Source organism: Ralstonia sp. PBBBR1, assembly GCF_002256165.1.
Classification (GTDB): Bacteria; Pseudomonadota; Gammaproteobacteria; order Burkholderiales; family Burkholderiaceae; genus Ralstonia; species Ralstonia thomasii.
Genome location: NZ_NKIL01000002.1, coordinates 378,203 through 394,128, shown reverse-complemented (window position 1 = coordinate 394,128; position 15,926 = coordinate 378,203). Strand labels below are relative to the sequence as shown.

Here is a 15,926-nt window from a genome sequence, read left to right as displayed (position 1 = left end):
GCAGGGCAATGGCATCCGAGTCGAATTCCAAATCGAAACCGAAGGCAAACACCTTCCTGCGTACCGCCCGGCAACGATTGGCGCCGTGGATCGTGCCGCTTGTGCTGCTGGTGCTGTGGCAGGCCTCTGCCCAATGGGGCTGGCTGTCGAACCGCATCCTGCCGGCGCCGCTGGACGTGGCGAAATCCGCCGTTGCGCTGGCGCGCTCTGGCGAGCTGTGGACCCACGTGGCCGTGAGCACCTGGCGCGCGCTGCTGGGCTTTGTAATCGGCGGCTCGCTGGGTCTGGCGCTGGGGCTGCTGACCGGCACCTTCCGCACAGCCGAGACGCTGCTCGACACCACGCTGCAGATGGTGCGCAACATTCCGGTGCTGGCGCTGATTCCACTGGTGATCCTGTGGTTCGGCATCGATGAGTCGGCCAAGCTTTTCCTGGTATCGCTGGGCGTGTTCTTCCCGATTTATCTGAACACGTATCACGGCATCCGCTCTGTCGACCCTGCCCTGGTGGAGATGGCCCGCAGCTACGGCCTGTCGCGTGCGCAGTTGTATCGGGAGGTGATCCTGCCCGGTGCGCTGCCGCAGATCCTGGTGGGCGTGCGTTTCTCGCTCGGCCTGATGTGGGTGACGCTGATCGTGGCGGAGACGGTGTCTGCGCAGGCCGGCATCGGCTACATGACGATGAATGCGCGCGAGTTCCTGCAGACCGATGTGGTGCTGCTGGGCATCCTGCTGTATGCGCTGCTCGGCAAGCTGGCGGATTGGTTGTCGCGCGGGCTGGAACGTTACTGGCTGCGCTGGCACCCTGGGTATCAAGCGGCGGCCTGAGGCTGAATTGGAGAGACGCATGCAAAGCAATGCCACTGAACACGCCGCGCTGGCCGGCACCGCCCTGCACATCGAACACGTCGTCAAACGCTACGGCGATCGTGAAGTGCTGCATGGCATCGATCTGGACATCACGCCGGGCGAGTTTGTCGTCATCGTTGGCCGCAGCGGCTGCGGCAAGAGTACGCTACTGCGATTGATTGCCGGGCTGGAAGGCATTGACGACGGCCACCTGCGTCGCGACGGTGAAGCAGAAGACGGCCTGCACGACGATGCGCGTGTGATGTTCCAGGACGCCCGTCTGTTGCCGTGGAAGAAGGTGCTCGACAACGTCGCGCTGGGCTTGCCGAAAACGCAGCGTGCGCAAGCCGCTGAAGTGCTTGCGCAAGTCGGACTGGCCGAGCGGGCAGGGGAATGGCCGGCACGCCTGTCAGGCGGACAGCGCCAGCGCGTGGCATTGGCGCGTGCGCTGGTGCATCGACCGCGCTTGCTGCTGCTGGATGAGCCGCTGGGCGCGCTTGATGCGCTCACCCGCATCGACATGCAGAACCTTATCGAAGGCCTGTGGCAGCGCCTGGGCTTTACGGCCGTGCTCGTCACGCACGACGTGGCCGAGGCGGTGGCGCTCGCCGACCGTGTGGTGCTGATCGAAGACGGCCGCATCACACTCGATGAACGCATTGATCTGCCGCGTCCGCGCCATCGTGGTTCGCCCGCGTTTGCGCGGCTGGAGGAATCCATCCTCAACCGTGTGATGCAGCGCAAGATCGATCCGAATGAAGTGACCGATGTGCGTTCGCACACGGCGTGGGCATCACCCTTTGACGTGTCCGCCACATCCGTGCGCTGGGCCGTGTAAGGCGCTGCAAACCTTTCTCCTGAAAACATTCATTGGCACGTAGTGCCGTTGTCATCTAAGAAGGATCATCATGAGCATCCAAGCGATTAACGTACGCAACCAGTTTCGCGGGCAGATCAAGGAGATCATCCGGGGCGACGTGCTCTCGGAGATCGACGTGGAGACGCCGGCCGGCATCGTCACCTCGGTCATCACCACGCGCTCGGTTGATAGCCTCGGCCTGAAGATCGGCAGCGAAGTCGTTGCGCTGGTGAAGGCGACTGAAGTATCGATCGCCAAACTGTAAGGATGGGGAGGAGACGGCGACCCAACAAGGAGCCTCACCCATGAGCCTGATGCACACCACAGCACTCGCACAATTTCTCGGCACGCTGCCGAGCGCCCCGACGCCGGACCGCCAGTTGTGGCGCGACGCCGCCGGCCGCGTGCAGGGCCAGTTCTTCCACTGCGCGCTGACCAGCCTGTTTGAACCGGTCTGGCAACTGGCTGCCGATGGCGCGCTGGCGCCCGCCGGCCACGAAGCGCTGATGCGCACGTGGACGCGCGACGGCGATCTGGGCCTGAACCCGTGGAAGGTGTTTTCGCTGGCGTCGGATGACGGCACGCTGGTCGAACTGGACCGCCTGTGCCGGCTGGTGCATACGCTCAACTATTTTTCCCGCACCGATGCGCGGCGGCTGGTCGTCAATGTGCATGGCCGGTTGCTGGCGGCGGTGGCGGCCGATCATGGCAAGGCGTTTCACCGTGCGGTTACGGCGCTGGGGCTGCATCCCGAGCAGTTCGTCATCCAGGTGCCGTCCACGGCCAATGACGATCTGGGGCTGCTGCTGTTCGTGGTGGACAACTACCGGCGCAACGGTTTTGCCGTGGCGGTGCAGGCATCGGACCCGGCGGAAGCCGGCGCGCTGCTCGTGCATGCCCGGCCCGCCTATCTGAAGCTCGATGCACGGCGCGACTGGCGTACACGGAACGTGGTGTCGCTGGCCGATTCCGCACGGGAGTTGGGCGTGACGCTGGCATTGCGGCGGTGCGAACGCCCGAGCGACCTGGAGCTGGCCCGCGCTGCCGGTATCGCCTATGTGCAGGGCAGCATCCTGCCCGGCGCGGAGCCCGAGCCGGACGCTGTGCCCACGCCACTGGTGGTACCGATGGCGCAGGCGCCGCTGGTGCAACAGCAGCAGTGCGCCGCCGGCCTTTCTCTGACGCAATGAGCACGACCCCATGGCACGCAGCGCACCCGCAACCGCATCGGACGCACCCGCCTGGCAGTGGCCGGCAGACGCCGTCATCCTGACCGTCCCGGGCCTGCATGGCAGCGGCCCCGGTCACTGGCAGACGCGCTGGGAGCAGCGCTTCCCGGCGTGGCGCCGCGTGGTGCAGACCGATTGGTCAACGCCGGACCTGCCACGCTGGTCTGCCCGTGTGGGCGAAGCGGTGCATGCGGCGGTTGCCGAGCGTGCGCCAACCCGCAGCAGGCGCCCTGTGATTCTGGTGGCGCATAGCTTCGGCTGCCTGGCGTCGCTGCACTGGGCGGCTCAGACCAAGGAGGCCGTGGCTGCGGTGCTGCTCGTCGCGCCGGCCGATCCGGACAAATTCGGTGTGCGGGATCTGCTCCCGGCGCGCGCCTTGCCGTTCCCGGCCACGCTGGTCGCCAGTCGCAACGACCCCTGGATGCCGCAAGGCAACGCCATCGACTGGAGCGCGCGCTGGGGCGCCGAATTCATTGACGCAGGCGAGGCGGGCCATATCAACGCCGATTCCAACCTCGGCGAATGGGAAGCCGGCCTGGTCTTGCTCGACCGCCTGATCGGCCGCGCAAGTGCGCAAGACACCACGCGCGATGGCGCCGACTGGCAGGCGCAGTGGGATGTCTTACCGAGCACCCCTTATATCTAAAACGATGATGCACATGCGCAAATATTCGTTTTCGTCATAAGAACAGTCCGCCACAATTGGTTCATCTGCATATCGGCCGCAGTGTTTTGCTCTGCGGCCATTTTTATCGGTGCGCTGATGAGCCTGCCTTCCGCGTTTTTTTCGTCCAAGCGGCGTAAGCCCGCCAACGTGCTGCCCGGCTTCGGGCTGGCGCTGGGCTTTTCGCTTCTGTACCTCGCGCTGATCGTCCTGATCCCGCTGTCGGCAACCGTCCTCAAGACGTTCACCATGACGTGGGATGCGTTCTGGACCACCGTCACCGCGCCGCGCGTGGTGGCGTCGTACAAGCTGACCTTTGGCGCCTCGCTGATCGCTGCGGTGATCAACCTCGTGTTCGGGCTGATCGTGGCGTGGGTGCTGGTGCGCTATCGCTTTCCGGGCAAGCGGTTGATCGATGCGCTGGTGGATCTGCCTTTTGCGCTTCCGACGGCCGTGGCTGGTATCGCGCTCACCGCGTTGTATGCGCCGAATGGCTGGATCGGCTCGCGGCTGGAGCCGCTGGGGCTGAAGGTGGCGTTCACGCCGCTGGGCATCGTGGTGGCGCTCACGTTCATCGGCTTGCCGTTTGTCGTGCGCACGGTGCAGCCGGTGCTGGAAGATCTGGAGACCGAACTGGAAGAGGCGGCTGCCAGCCTGGGTGCCACGCGCTGGCAGACCTTCATTCGCGTGATCCTGCCGACCTTGCTGCCTGCATTGCTGACCGGTTTCGCGCTGGCGTTTGCGCGGGCCACGGGCGAGTACGGCTCGGTCATCTTCATCGCCGGCAACATGCCGATGGTCTCCGAGATCACGCCGCTGATGATCTATTCCAAGCTGGAGCAGTTCGACTACGCGGGCGCCACGGCCATTGCCGTCGTCATGCTCGGCATCTCGTTCACGCTGTTGCTGGTGATCAACCTGCTGCAGGCCTGGACGCGCCGCCGCGGCAATCGCAACGACACCATCGAGCGCGCCCCTGAACCTTCGACCGCCCACGCGGCAGCTGGAGCCTGACATGGCCGGTACTGTTTCCCGTCAACTTGGTCAGGCGCCCGCTGTTGGCCGCCGTGGGGCCACCGCAGAATCCGCTTGGGTGCGCGCCACGCTGATCCTCATATCGTTCGTGTTCCTGGCGCTGTTCCTGTTCGTGCCGCTGGCGAGCGTGTTCTACGAGGCGTTCAAGAAGGGCGTGGACGTCTACCTTGAAGCAGTGATCGAGCCCGATGCGCTGTCCGCGATTTACCTGACACTGACGGTCGCGGCGATTGCGGTGCCGCTGAACGTGGTGTTTGGCGTAGCCGCGGCGTGGGCGATCGCCAAGTTCGAGTTTCGCGGCAAGAACCTGCTGCTCACGCTGATCGACTTGCCGTTCTCGGTATCGCCCGTCATTGCCGGCCTGATCTACGTGCTGCTGTTCGGCGCGCAGGGCTGGTTCGGGCCGTATCTGTCGGACCACGATTTCAAGGTCATCTTTGCCGTGCCCGGCATTGTGCTGGCCACGGTGTTCGTCACGTTTCCGTTCGTGGCGCGCGAGCTGATTCCGCTCATGCAGGCGCAGGGCAGCGAAGAGGAAGAGGCCGCCATCGTGCTCGGCGCCTCGGGCTGGCAGACGTTCTTTCGCGTGACGCTGCCGAACATCAAGTGGGGCCTGCTGTACGGCGTGATTCTCTGCAACGCGCGGGCGATGGGCGAGTTTGGCGCGGTGTCGGTGGTGTCTGGCCACATTCGCGGGCTGACCAACACGATGCCGCTGCACGTGGAAATTCTCTACAACGAATACAACTTTGCGGCCGCGTTTGCCGTGGCCTCGCTGCTGACATTGCTGGCACTCGTGACGCTGGCGCTCAAGACGCTGGTCGAATGGCGCAGCCGCCGCGAGCTGGCAGACGCAGATGCCGGCGTGGGCGAGGGGCCGGGCCAGCGCGTTACGCAACAAACACCGATTTCGAATTCGCACGTCGCCGTGCAATCTCCGCTCGAAGGGAGCGCAGCATGAGCATCCAGGTTCAACACATCACCAAGCGCTTTGGCAACTTCGTTGCCCTCGACGATGTTTCGCTCGACTTCAAGCAGGGCGAGCTGACTGCGCTGCTCGGCCCGTCGGGCTGCGGCAAGACCACGCTGCTGCGCATCATTGCGGGGCTGGAGCATGCGGATTCGGGCAGCATTCATCTGAATGGTGAAGACGCATCGGATCAGCATGTGCGCGAGCGCCAGGTCGGCTTCGTGTTCCAGCATTACGCGCTGTTCAAGCACATGACGGTGTTCGAGAACGTGGCCTTCGGCCTGCGTGTGAAACCGCGCGCGCAGCGGCCGAGCGAAGCGCAGATCCGAGCGAAGGTGAAGGAACTGCTGGAACTCGTGCAGCTGGATTGGCTGGCCGATCGTTACCCGCCGCAACTGTCGGGCGGACAGCGCCAGCGGATTGCCCTGGCGCGTGCGCTGGCGGTGGAACCTCGCGTGCTGCTGCTCGACGAGCCTTTCGGCGCGCTCGATGCGAAAGTCCGCAAGGAACTGCGTCGGTGGCTGCGCCGCCTGCACGACGATCTGCATGTCACGAGCCTGTTCGTCACGCACGACCAGGAGGAAGCGCTGGAAGTGGCCGACAACGTGGTGCTGATGAACCGCGGCCAGGTGGAGCAGGTGGGCAGCCCCGCCGCGGTCTACAACACGCCGGCCACGCCGTTCGTCTATGGCTTCCTCGGCAACGTGAACCTGTTCCACGGCCGCCTGGAAGAAGGCGAGAGCGGCAGCGTGCTGCACGTGGGCGACTCGGCCATCGCCGTGCCGTCGGGCGGTGTGGATTCGTCCCGCGCCGATCAGGCGGTGGCCTTCGTGCGCCCGCACGAGATCGACCTGGAGCGCTATGCGCCGGGCGCCGAGGGCATTCCCGTGACGCTGCGCCGTGCGCTCACGCTGGGCGCCATCGCGCAGCTTGAGCTGGAGCGCGAAGATACCGACGACATCATCGAAGTCTCCCTGCCCATTGAGCGCTTCCGCGCCGAGGGCTTCCGTGAAGGCGAAACGCTGGTGGTGCGCCCGCGCGCGATCCGCGTGTTCGCGCAAGGCAATGCACGGCCCGTCGCGCAAGCCGCCGTGTAACACGACGCTCCGACGACAACCAATACGAGAGGACACGAGCCATGAACTTCCAGCAACTGCGTTCCATCCGTGAGGCGGTGCGCCGCCAGTTCAATCTGACTGAAGTCGCCAACGCGCTGTACACGTCGCAGCCCGGCGTGTCGCGCCAGATTCGCGAGCTGGAGGATGAACTGGGCGTGGAGATTTTCGAGCGCTATGGCAAGCGCCTGACGGGCCTGACCGAGCCGGGCCGCGAGATCGTCCGCATTGTCGAGCGGTTGTTGCTGGAAGCGGAAAACCTGCGCCAGGCCGGCGAGGAATTCTCGGGCCGACAATCCGGCCGCCTGACCGTGGCGACGACGCACACGCAAGCGCGCTATGCGCTGCCCAAGGTGGTGCAGTCGTTCCGCAAGGAGTATCCGCACGTCACGCTGGCGCTGCAGGAAGCGTCGCCTTCGCACATCGTCGAGCTGTTGCTGACGGGGCAAGCCGATATCGGCATCGCCACCGAGGCGGTGGCCAACGAGCCGGGGCTGACGTCGTTCGAGGCGTACCGCTGGCGCCACGTGCTGGTGGTCAGCCCGGACCATCCGCTGACCAAGAACCCGCTTCCCACGCTCGAAGACGTGGCGCAGTATCCGCTCATCACGTACGACGCGGGCTTCACGGGCCGACGCAACATCGACGCGGCATTTGGCAGCGCCGGCCTGCATCCCGAGATCGTGCTGACCGCCATGGACGCCGACGTGATCAAGACCTATGTGGCGCTGGACGTGGGCGTCGGCATCATCGCGTCGATGGCGTATGACGGGCGCAAGGACGACAACCTTGTCTGCATCGGCGCGGACCATCTGTTCGAGCCGAATACCACGCGTGTGGCGGTGCGCCGTGGCGCGTACCTGCGTGGCTATGCGCATGACTTCATCGGGATGTTCGCGCCGCATCTGTCGCGCGAAACGGTTGCCGAGGCGGTGGCTTCCACGGTGGTGACGCAATCCGCGCGGGAGGCGCTGGCGGCGTAATCGTCCCGCGCTCGGAGCCGGCTGCGCGCCGTTCATCCGTCCAATCGCACCATTCGTCGCATACGCATGGCGCCTGCCCAGGCGCCATTCCTATACTGCGGACATCCTCGGCTCCACAAGAGACCGCCATGTCCGCCGTGCCCTACACCCAAACTTCCGCAACCGTCGAGTCTGACGACGCTCTGCTGCGCCGCGCGCGCCACCGCGCGGGCGCGCGCCTGGGGTTCCGCATTCACCTGATGTCATTCATGGCTGTGAGCGCCGGGCTGGCGGCGATTGCGCTGTCGCGCGGCCAGCTCTGGTTTGTCTGGCCACTGTTGGGTTGGGGGTTGGGCCTGGCCGCGCACGGCCTCAGCCTGGCCTGGAGCCGGGGCAACGGCTACCAGCGCATGGTCGACCAGGAACTCGCCCGTTTGCGCGAGCAGGCCGCCCGCCGGTGATGCGGGAAACCCCAAGCTTCAACGCCGGAGAACCGTCCGGTAAGATCGCCAGCATGTTCGCCAATGTGTCGTTCCCTTCGCTTGCAGACTGCATGCGCCTGGCCCGGCGCTGGGTGATCCGCTATACCGTCATCATCGTCATCAATACGGTGATTGCGGCGGTGCTGGCGTTCGGCATCCGGCCGGAAGAGACCTTCTGGAAAGACTTCATCTTCAGCCAGGCAATTGGGCTGTCGATGTTTTCGTTGATCGGCATCCCGCGTCACGTGCTCTGGGGCGACGGCCCGCCCAACAAGAAAATGTTTCCGTGGATCATCGTGGGCGCAGTGCTGATCGGCGTGCCGCTGGGGCAGTGGATCGCGCGGACGATCCTGTGCCTGAACAACCCTAACGCGGAACCCTGGCGAGCCGACAGCCTGCGCATGAGTTTCATCATCGCCATGCTGGCCGCGCTGGGCGCAACGTATTACTACTGGTCGCGCGGCAAGCTGGCCGCATTGCAGCGCCAGGCTGCGCTCGATGCGCTGGAGCGGGAAGAAGCCGAGAAGCAGGTCGTACGTGCGCAACTGATGGCGCTGCAGGCGCAGATCGAGCCGCACTTCCTGTTCAACTCGCTGGCCCACGTCGATGTGCTGATTGCTCGCGACCCGGCCGGCGCGCGGCGTCTGCTGCAGCATTTGATCGGCTTTCTACGCAGCTCGCTCTCGCACGCACGCGCCGAGCAGTGCACGCTGGCGCAGGAATTTGCGCTGCTGCGCGCATATCTCGACATCCAGGCGCTGCGCTTCGGCAATCGCCTGCGTTTCTCCTTGGCGCTGGACGACGCCATCGCCAACATCGTCATCCCGCCGATGCTGATTCAGCCGCTGGTGGAAAACGCCGTGGTGCATGGTATCGAGCCCGCACGAGAGGGCGGCGAGATCGCGCTGTCTGCGCGCCTGGCGGCCGGCAGCGAGGGCGACCGGCTCGTGCTGGAAGTGCGCGACACGGGTGTCGGTTTCGGCAATGACGGCGCCAAGGGATCGGGGCTGGGCCTCACGCACGTGCGTGAACGCCTGTCGCGCTTGTTTGATGGCGATGCACGCCTGACGATCACGGAGACCGTTCCGCACGGCGTGACGATCATCGTCGAACTGCCGCTGGCGCACGAAACGGCGCCTGTACCGTCTCAAGCCGACGCGCCGGAATGGCGCTGCCGCTTTTCGCGCTCCGCGGCCAACGCCACTGCCACCGATGCACTGTCTTCGCGCGCATCCGCCGGAACCTGATCGATGCCTGCTTCCCCACGCTTGCTGATTGCCGACGATGAACCGGCACTGGCTGAGAACCTCGTCGCTGAACTGGCAGCGCTATGGCCCGAGGCCACGTTGCTGCCGGCCGTGCACGATGGGCAATCCGCGCTCGACGTGGTTGACGATGCAGCCCAGGGCCAGGCCCCAGATGTGGTCTTTCTCGACATCCGCATGCCAGGGTTGTCGGGCATTGATGTCGCGCGCGAGCTATCGCAGCGGGATGTGCGTCCGCTGGTGGTGTTCGTCACCGCGTATGACCAGTTCGCGCTCGATGCCTTCGAGCAGGCCGCGGTCGACTACGTGCTCAAGCCCGTGCAGACCGAGCGGCTGGCCGAGACCGTCAAGCGGCTGAAGGACCGGCTCGGCACGCGCCCGAACGGCAACGCCAGCGCCGCTGCCACGGACCCCGCGCAGACGCTGGCGGAACTCGTCGAGCGTCTTGCCGGCCTGCAGGGCGCTGCGCAAACGCGTGCCACGCCGCAGGGCGGCTATCTGCGCTTTATCAAGGCGCTGGTCGGGCAGGAGGTGCGCTTCATCCCCGTGGATGACGTGATCTATCTGGAAGCGACCGACAAGTACGTCAACGTGGTTTCGGCCAGCGGCGAATCCCTCATCCGCACCAGCCTGCGTGACCTGCTGACCCAGCTCGACCCCGAGCACTTCTGGCAGGTGCATCGCGGTACGGTGGTCAACGTGGCGCATGTGTCGAGCGCGGTGCATCTGTCGCTGGGCCGCCTGGGGCTGAAGATCCGCGGGCGCACCGAGACGTTGCCCGTCGCGCGGCAATACGCGCATTTGTTCCGGCAGATGTAGTCGCCGCAGTGGCGGGTTCCGCTATGATCCATCGTGTCGTCAACGGATCGAGAGCGAGAGCACCCGCCATGGAGACACCAGCCGCACGCCCCGCCAGCCTTGTCGTTGAGCCCCGCCACGGCGGCCAGATTCTTGTTGATGCACTGCTGGCCCATGGCGTCGACATGGCCTTCGGCGTGCCCGGCGAGAGCTACCTGTCTGTGCTCGAAGGCTTTTATCAGCGCCGCGACCGCGCACGCTTCATCGTCTGCCGGCAAGAGGGCGGTGCGGCCAACATGGCGGATGCGTACGGCAAGCTCACCGGCCGCCCCGGCATCGTCTTCTGCACGCGCGGGCCGGGCGCCACCAACGCCAGCATTGGCGTACACACTGCGTTTCAGGACTCCACGCCGCTGATCCTGTTCATCGGCCAGGTCGGCCGCGATTTCGTCGACCGGGAAGCGTTTCAGGAAATCGACTACCGCCGCATGTTCGGCCAGATGGCCAAGTGGGTCGCGCAGATCGATAGCGTCGAACGCATCCCCGAATACATCGCACGCGCCTTCCAGACTGCCACCGCCGGCCGCCCCGGCCCGGTTGTGCTGGCGCTGCCCGAAGACATGCTGACCGACGTCGCCACCGTGGCTGATGTGCCGCCCGAGGTGGCAACGAAAGCCCGCGCGATGGCGTGGCCCAGCCCGCATGATCTTGCCCGGCTGAAGACGCTGCTGCAGGACGCCGAGCGCCCGATGCTGCTGCTGGGCGGTTCCGGCTGGACGCCGCAAGCCGCCGCCCGCATGCAGGCCTTTGCCGAGCGCTGGAATCTGCCCGCAGGCTGCGTGTTCCGTCGGCAAGACCTGTTCGACAACCGCCACCCCAATTACGCCGGTGATGTCGGTATCGCCATCAACCCGAAGCTCGCGGCGCGCGTGAAAGACGCCGACGTCGTGCTTGCCATCGGCACACGCCTGGGCGAGATGACGACCTCGGGCTACACGCTCTTCGATGTGCCGCGCCCGAAGCAGACGCTCGTCCACGTGCACGCCGGTGCGGAAGAGTTGGGACGCGTCTACCAGGCTGATCTGATGATCCACGCGTCGATGCCCGCGATTGCCGAAGCGCTGGATGGCGTGTCGCCTGATGCGCCGCCGCGTTGGTCCGCCTGGACAGAAGCCGCCAATGCCGATTACCGCGCCAACATCGTGCCACCGCCGTTTGGCGGCAAGGGCATCGACATGGCCCGCGCCATGCAATGGCTGCGCGAGCGCCTGCCTCGCCACAGCATCTTGACCAACGGCGCAGGCAACTACGCCACGTGGCTGCATCGCTTCTATCAATACGGTGCGCTGGCGGCAGGCTCGCGAACGCAACTCGCCCCCACGAGCGGGGCGATGGGCTATGGCGCCCCCGCTGCGGTGGCCGCCAAGATCGTCAGCCCCGACACGCCCGTCATCTGCATGGCCGGTGACGGTTGCTTCCTGATGAACGGCCAGGAACTGGCCACCGCCATGCAGTACAACGCGCCGGTGATCTTCATCGTGGTCAACAACGGCATGTACGGCACCATCCGCATGCACCAGGAACGCGAGTACCCCGAGCACGTGAGCGGTACCGAGCTGCGCAACCCGGACTTCGCCGCATTGGCCAGAGCCTACGGCGCCGAAGGGCATACGGTGCGCTCGCTTGAAGGCTTCCAGTCTGCGGTGGAGACGGCACTTGCCGCGCCTGTGGCGAGCATCATCGAGGTGCAGACCGATCCGAACATCATCAGCCCACGCGCGACGATCGATTCGTTGCGTGCACAGTCACGCAGTTGATTCCGCTTTCATTTCTTGCTTTCGCCAACGCCCATCCACCATTGCCATGACGATGATTCCCGTAACTGACTTGTGCGACATGCACGAAGACAAGCTGGTGTATGGAAGCCTGCGCGTGCTCACGCCGGTGTTCCGCAGCTTCGGCAAGCGCGCCGCGTTTGCCGGCCCGGCTTCCACGCTCAAGGTGTTTGAAGACAACGGCCTGGTACGCGCCGCGCTGGAAGAACAGGGCGCCGGCCGCGTGCTGGTGATCGACGGGGGTGGCTCGCTGCGCTGTGCGCTGGTGGGCGGCAACCTCGGCAAGCTGGCCGAAGAGAACGGTTGGGAGGGCATTCTGCTCAACGGCTGCGTGCGCGATACGCGCGAGCTGGCCGAATGCAACGTCGGCATCCACGCACTGGCCGTGCACCCGCGCAAGAGCATCAAGAAGAATGCTGGGCAGCGGGAAGTCGGCGTGCAGATGCCGGGCGCGTACATCCAGTCTGGCGAGTGGATCTATGCCGACGAAGACGGCGTGCTCGTTTCGCAGGACATGCTCGAATGACCCGCGCCAATGCCATCCACGTCTTCGTCTACGGCACGCTGCGGGCCGGTGAGGCGAATGATTTGCGCCTTGCCGCGGCCAAGCGCGGTATTCCCGAACCGGAGCTGCTCGGTACCGCCACGTTGCACGGCCGTCTGTACGACTTTGGTGCGTACCCCGGCCTCGTGCTGGACCCGACCGGCACCGCCGTACGTGGCGATGTGTATCGCATCGACGCGGCACTCGTTCCCGTGCTGGACGAGATCGAAGAGGTCTACCCCGGCGGCGATGCGCTGTTCCTGCGGGAGAACCACGCCGTCATGCTGGGCAGCGAACCGGTCGACTGCATTGTCTATCCGGTCAGCCCGCAGCACATTGCGGGGCGCCCCGTCATCACGGGCGGAGATTGGGTGGCGCATCGATTGTCTCGAGGCTGATTCCGATTTTGAGGGGGAGGGGCGCGCGATATAATTCGCGCGCTGTTCATTCGAGCAGCCGGGTTTAGCAGCCCACCAGATGTGCCATCTAGACGGACAATGTCCGGTGCTTGCGCACGCCTATGCTTCATGGCGGGCCGGGCGGTGAGACCTTCGGGTCTGCCGGTTTCTAGATGGCCGGTCTGCTAACGCCGTCGTCAGGCCCGCCACCCTCGTTTAGCAGCGAGCGGCTGGCCTCTTCATCTAGGAGACGTCATGTCTATCGCATCAAGCGGGCATCGCCCCGCGTCTTATCCTTCCCCACCGTCTTGCATCCCCTGGCATCCGTTTTACGGAGGTGCACGTTGAACGCGCTACGGCACTACCAATCGGGCGCCCTCGCAGCCAAGGATTTTCTTTGCCGTACGCACGTTGATGCGCGTGCCGGCCGGCCCTTTGTGGCTATGCGGCTACGCTCGAAAATCGACGGCATCACGCATGCCCTGCCGCGCGAGTTTCGGGCGGGTTTCATCGATGCGATTTATCTGTTCGTAACAGCGGCCCTGCGGGGCAAGGCGCCGGATCTTCTGCAGTGGGATGTGTTGGCGGACTTAGAGCGCCCGTCCTGAGCGCACACGCGATCATCGCCATCCTGAACGCCGCATCTGCGGCGTTTTTTGTGGCACCGCGATGTGATGCAGAGATATCCACGATTTTTCATAATGCGGAAAGGGGTTTTGGTCCGCAAAAATTCGCACCGCGCGGCAGCATCCCTGCCTTTCATGATAGAAAAAATCTTTCCGCATCATGAAATATGGTTCGTAAGTATTTGAAAAATAGAGAATAAAAACTTCTGCCTCCACACATGTTCTCCTTGTTGCGCTGCACCCGCCCTTTCTACACTCTTATATAAGACATATGACTTGAGCCAACCAGCAGCGCCCCAAGAAGGCGCCAGCGGCTCAAGGCGCAGAGTGAGATACCGGTTTTTATTTGATGGATGCGATCAAACAGGAGAGTGCGATGTCACGCGAACTCGAAGTGCAAAAGCTGCAGAAGGAATGGGATACCAACCCGCGTTGGAAGGGCATCAAGCGTGGTTACACCGCTGAAGACGTCGTGCGCCTGCGTGGTTCGCTGCAGATCGAACATACGCTGGCCAAGCGTGGTGCCGAAAAGCTGTGGAACCTGATCAACAACGAACCCTTCGTCAACGCGCTCGGCGCACTGACGGGCAACCAGGCCATGCAACAGGTCAAGGCTGGTCTGAAGGCGATCTATCTGTCGGGCTGGCAGGTTGCGGGCGATGCCAACAGCAACGGCGAGATGTATCCGGACCAGTCGCTGTACTCGGTGGATTCGGTGCCCAAGGTCGTCAAGAAGATCAACAACACGTTCCAGCGCGCTGACCAGATCCAGTGGTCGGAAGGCAAGGACGACATCGACTTCTTCGCCCCGATCGTGGCCGATGCAGAAGCCGGTTTCGGCGGCGTGCTGAATGCGTTCGAACTGATGAAGGCCATGATCGAGGCTGGAGCCGCGGGCGTGCACTTTGAAGACCAGTTGGCCGCCGTGAAGAAGTGCGGCCACATGGGCGGCAAGGTTCTGGTGCCGACCCGTGAAGCCGTGAGCAAGCTCGTCGCCGCGCGTCTGGCTGCCGACGTGATGGGCGTGCCGACCGTGCTGATCGCCCGCACCGACGCAGAGGCGGCGGACCTGTTGACTACCGATGTGGACGAGAACGACAAGCCGTTCTGCACCGGAGAGCGCACCGTGGAAGGCTTCTACCGCACCAAGCCCGGTCTGCAGCAGGCCATCTCGCGCGGTCTGGCCTACGCAGAAGTGGCTGACCTCGTGTGGTGCGAAACCGGCAAGCCGGATCTGGAATACGCCAAGAAGTTTGCGGAAGCCATTCACGCCAAGTTCCCGGGCAAGATGCTGGCCTACAACTGTTCGCCGTCGTTCAACTGGAAGAAGAACCTGGATGACGTGACGATCGCCCGATTCCAGAAGGAGCTTGGCGCAATGGGCTACAAGTTCCAGTTCATCACGCTGGCCGGTTTCCACGCCCTGAACTACTCGATGTTCAACCTGGCCTACGGCTATGCCCGCAACCAGATGAGCGCTTTCGTGGAGCTGCAAGAGGCCGAATTCAAGGCGGCGGAAAAGGGCTTCACCGCGGTGAAGCACCAGCGCGAAGTCGGCACGGGCTACTTCGACGCGGTGACGCAGACCATCGAGCGCGAGGCGTCGACCACGGCGCTCAAGGGCTCGACCGAAGACGAACAATTCTTCGAAGAAACGGCGCAAGCCAAGAAGGTTGCCTGAGGCCGCCGACGCATCCGGCACCCAGGTACCCGGGCCGGCCGTGCTGACCACACGCCGGCCTCTCGAACCGCGCTCCCTCAACGGCGCGGTTTTTTTTCGTCTTGGCCGATAGAGAAAGAGGAGCCGCCCCGGGGCGGGGCGGCTTGCGTAGCGGGAGCGCCGCAGGCTTCAGCGATAGACGATCACCGGAATCTCGGTATGCGTGAGCACCTTCTGCGTTTCGCTGCCAAGCAGCAGCCCGGCCAACCCGCGCCGGCCGTGCGAGGCCATGAAGATGACGTCGCAGCCATGGCGTTCGGCCGCGTCGATGATGCCCATGTACGGGACGGCGAAGCAGCTCATGTCGGTGTCGCAGCGAATACCAGCGCTGACGGCGGCGTCCTCCACGTCCTTGAGGACCACGCGGGCCTGCGCTTCGACCCGCTCCTTGAACGCCTGCGGTGTCTCCACAACGATCTCGGAAAACGGCGTGTACGGGTATTCCTCAAGGCAGGTGTAGGCCGTCAGGCGCGCGCCCAGCGTCTTGGCAAAGTCGAGCGCGCCCGCCACCGCCTTGCGCGACAGCTCGGAACCATCGGTGGGGATGAGGATGTGCTGGAACATGCGGCCTCCTGA

19 protein-coding genes are annotated in these 15,926 nt (G+C 64.6%); 17 read left to right on the top strand and 2 right to left on the bottom strand.

The genetic code is table 11. The features are described from left to right. Window positions 1-8 precede the first annotated feature (8 nt). The 16 genes from ssuC to CFE42_RS01805 all read left to right on the top strand — a co-directional run bounded on the left by ssuC (window position 9) and on the right by CFE42_RS01805 (window position 13,612). Complete coding sequence (gene ssuC, locus CFE42_RS01880) at window positions 9-827, top strand: aliphatic sulfonate ABC transporter permease SsuC (RefSeq protein WP_004626555.1); 819 nt, start codon at window positions 9-11, stop codon at window positions 825-827. A 19-nt stretch (window positions 828-846) separates the two neighbouring features. Continuing rightward, the gene (locus tag CFE42_RS01875) at window positions 847-1,686 is read left to right on the top strand and encodes an ATP-binding cassette domain-containing protein (protein ID WP_004626557.1); all 840 of its coding nucleotides are present in this window, start codon (window positions 847-849) and stop codon (window positions 1,684-1,686) included. Window positions 1,687-1,756: 70 nt separating this feature from the next. Then, complete coding sequence (locus CFE42_RS01870) at window positions 1,757-1,972, top strand: molybdopterin-binding protein (RefSeq protein WP_004626558.1); 216 nt, start codon at window positions 1,757-1,759, stop codon at window positions 1,970-1,972. 40 nt (window positions 1,973-2,012) lie between these two features. Further along, window positions 2,013-2,897, top strand: coding sequence for an EAL domain-containing protein (locus CFE42_RS01865; protein ID WP_004626559.1), 885 nt, complete (start codon window positions 2,013-2,015; stop codon window positions 2,895-2,897). Window positions 2,898-2,907: 10 nt separating this feature from the next. Continuing rightward, the gene (locus tag CFE42_RS01860) at window positions 2,908-3,582 is read left to right on the top strand and encodes an alpha/beta hydrolase (RefSeq protein WP_004626560.1); all 675 of its coding nucleotides are present in this window, start codon (window positions 2,908-2,910) and stop codon (window positions 3,580-3,582) included. A 117-nt stretch (window positions 3,583-3,699) separates the two neighbouring features. Then, window positions 3,700-4,614 (top strand): sulfate ABC transporter permease subunit CysT, encoded by a 915-nt coding sequence (gene cysT, locus CFE42_RS01855; protein ID WP_004626561.1) that lies wholly within the window; start codon window positions 3,700-3,702, stop codon window positions 4,612-4,614. Window position 4,615: 1 nt separating this feature from the next. Beyond that, window positions 4,616-5,596 carry a sulfate ABC transporter permease subunit CysW gene (gene cysW / locus CFE42_RS01850; protein ID WP_004626562.1) on the top strand — a complete coding sequence of 327 codons (981 nt, stop codon included), beginning with the start codon at window positions 4,616-4,618 and terminating at the stop codon, window positions 5,594-5,596. After that, window positions 5,593-6,702: a sulfate ABC transporter ATP-binding protein gene (locus CFE42_RS01845; RefSeq protein ID WP_004626563.1), complete on the top strand. Its 1,110-nt coding sequence runs from the start codon at window positions 5,593-5,595 to the stop codon at window positions 6,700-6,702. Before cysW ends, CFE42_RS01845 begins: the two co-directional genes overlap by 4 nt. 41 nt (window positions 6,703-6,743) lie before the next feature. Next, window positions 6,744-7,703 (top strand): CysB family HTH-type transcriptional regulator, encoded by a 960-nt coding sequence (locus CFE42_RS01840; protein ID WP_004626564.1) that lies wholly within the window; start codon window positions 6,744-6,746, stop codon window positions 7,701-7,703. Between the two features lie 128 nt (window positions 7,704-7,831). Further along, the gene (locus tag CFE42_RS01835; RefSeq protein WP_004626565.1) at window positions 7,832-8,143 is read left to right on the top strand and encodes a 2TM domain-containing protein; all 312 of its coding nucleotides are present in this window, start codon (window positions 7,832-7,834) and stop codon (window positions 8,141-8,143) included. Further along, window positions 8,143-9,411 carry a sensor histidine kinase gene (locus CFE42_RS01830; protein ID WP_004626566.1) on the top strand — a complete coding sequence of 423 codons (1,269 nt, stop codon included), beginning with the start codon at window positions 8,143-8,145 and terminating at the stop codon, window positions 9,409-9,411. Before CFE42_RS01835 ends, CFE42_RS01830 begins: the two co-directional genes overlap by 1 nt. Window positions 9,412-9,414: 3 nt before the next feature. Continuing rightward, window positions 9,415-10,248: a LytTR family DNA-binding domain-containing protein gene (locus CFE42_RS01825; protein ID WP_004626567.1), complete on the top strand. Its 834-nt coding sequence runs from the start codon at window positions 9,415-9,417 to the stop codon at window positions 10,246-10,248. Between the two features lie 68 nt (window positions 10,249-10,316). After that, window positions 10,317-12,044, top strand: coding sequence for a thiamine pyrophosphate-binding protein (locus tag CFE42_RS01820; RefSeq protein WP_004626568.1), 1,728 nt, complete (start codon window positions 10,317-10,319; stop codon window positions 12,042-12,044). A gap of 46 nt (window positions 12,045-12,090) precedes the next feature. After that, window positions 12,091-12,588, top strand: coding sequence for a ribonuclease E activity regulator RraA (rraA, locus tag CFE42_RS01815; protein ID WP_004626570.1), 498 nt, complete (start codon window positions 12,091-12,093; stop codon window positions 12,586-12,588). Continuing rightward, on the top strand, window positions 12,585-13,004 hold the full coding sequence (locus CFE42_RS01810; RefSeq protein WP_004626571.1) for a gamma-glutamylcyclotransferase: 420 nt from the start codon (window positions 12,585-12,587) through the stop codon (window positions 13,002-13,004). Before rraA ends, CFE42_RS01810 begins: the two co-directional genes overlap by 4 nt. A gap of 344 nt (window positions 13,005-13,348) precedes the next feature. Then, window positions 13,349-13,612, top strand: a complete 264-nt coding sequence (locus tag CFE42_RS01805; protein ID WP_004626574.1) for a hypothetical protein — start codon at window positions 13,349-13,351, stop codon at window positions 13,610-13,612. 12 nt (window positions 13,613-13,624) lie between these two features. Here the strand turns inward: CFE42_RS01805 and CFE42_RS01800 are convergent, their stop codons facing one another. Continuing rightward, a complete protein-coding gene (locus CFE42_RS01800; protein WP_152458766.1) occupies window positions 13,625-13,846 on the bottom strand; it encodes a hypothetical protein in 222 nt (73 codons plus the stop codon). A gap of 160 nt (window positions 13,847-14,006) precedes the next feature. Here CFE42_RS01800 and aceA point away from each other — a divergent pair, with 160 nt between their 5' ends. Continuing rightward, window positions 14,007-15,311 carry an isocitrate lyase gene (aceA, locus tag CFE42_RS01795; RefSeq protein WP_004626576.1) on the top strand — a complete coding sequence of 435 codons (1,305 nt, stop codon included), beginning with the start codon at window positions 14,007-14,009 and terminating at the stop codon, window positions 15,309-15,311. Between the two features lie 168 nt (window positions 15,312-15,479). Here aceA and CFE42_RS01790 read toward each other — a convergent pair whose 3' ends face one another. Continuing rightward, window positions 15,480-15,914, bottom strand: coding sequence for a universal stress protein (locus tag CFE42_RS01790; protein WP_004626578.1), 435 nt, complete (start codon window positions 15,912-15,914; stop codon window positions 15,480-15,482). Window positions 15,915-15,926: the final 12 nt, after the last annotated feature.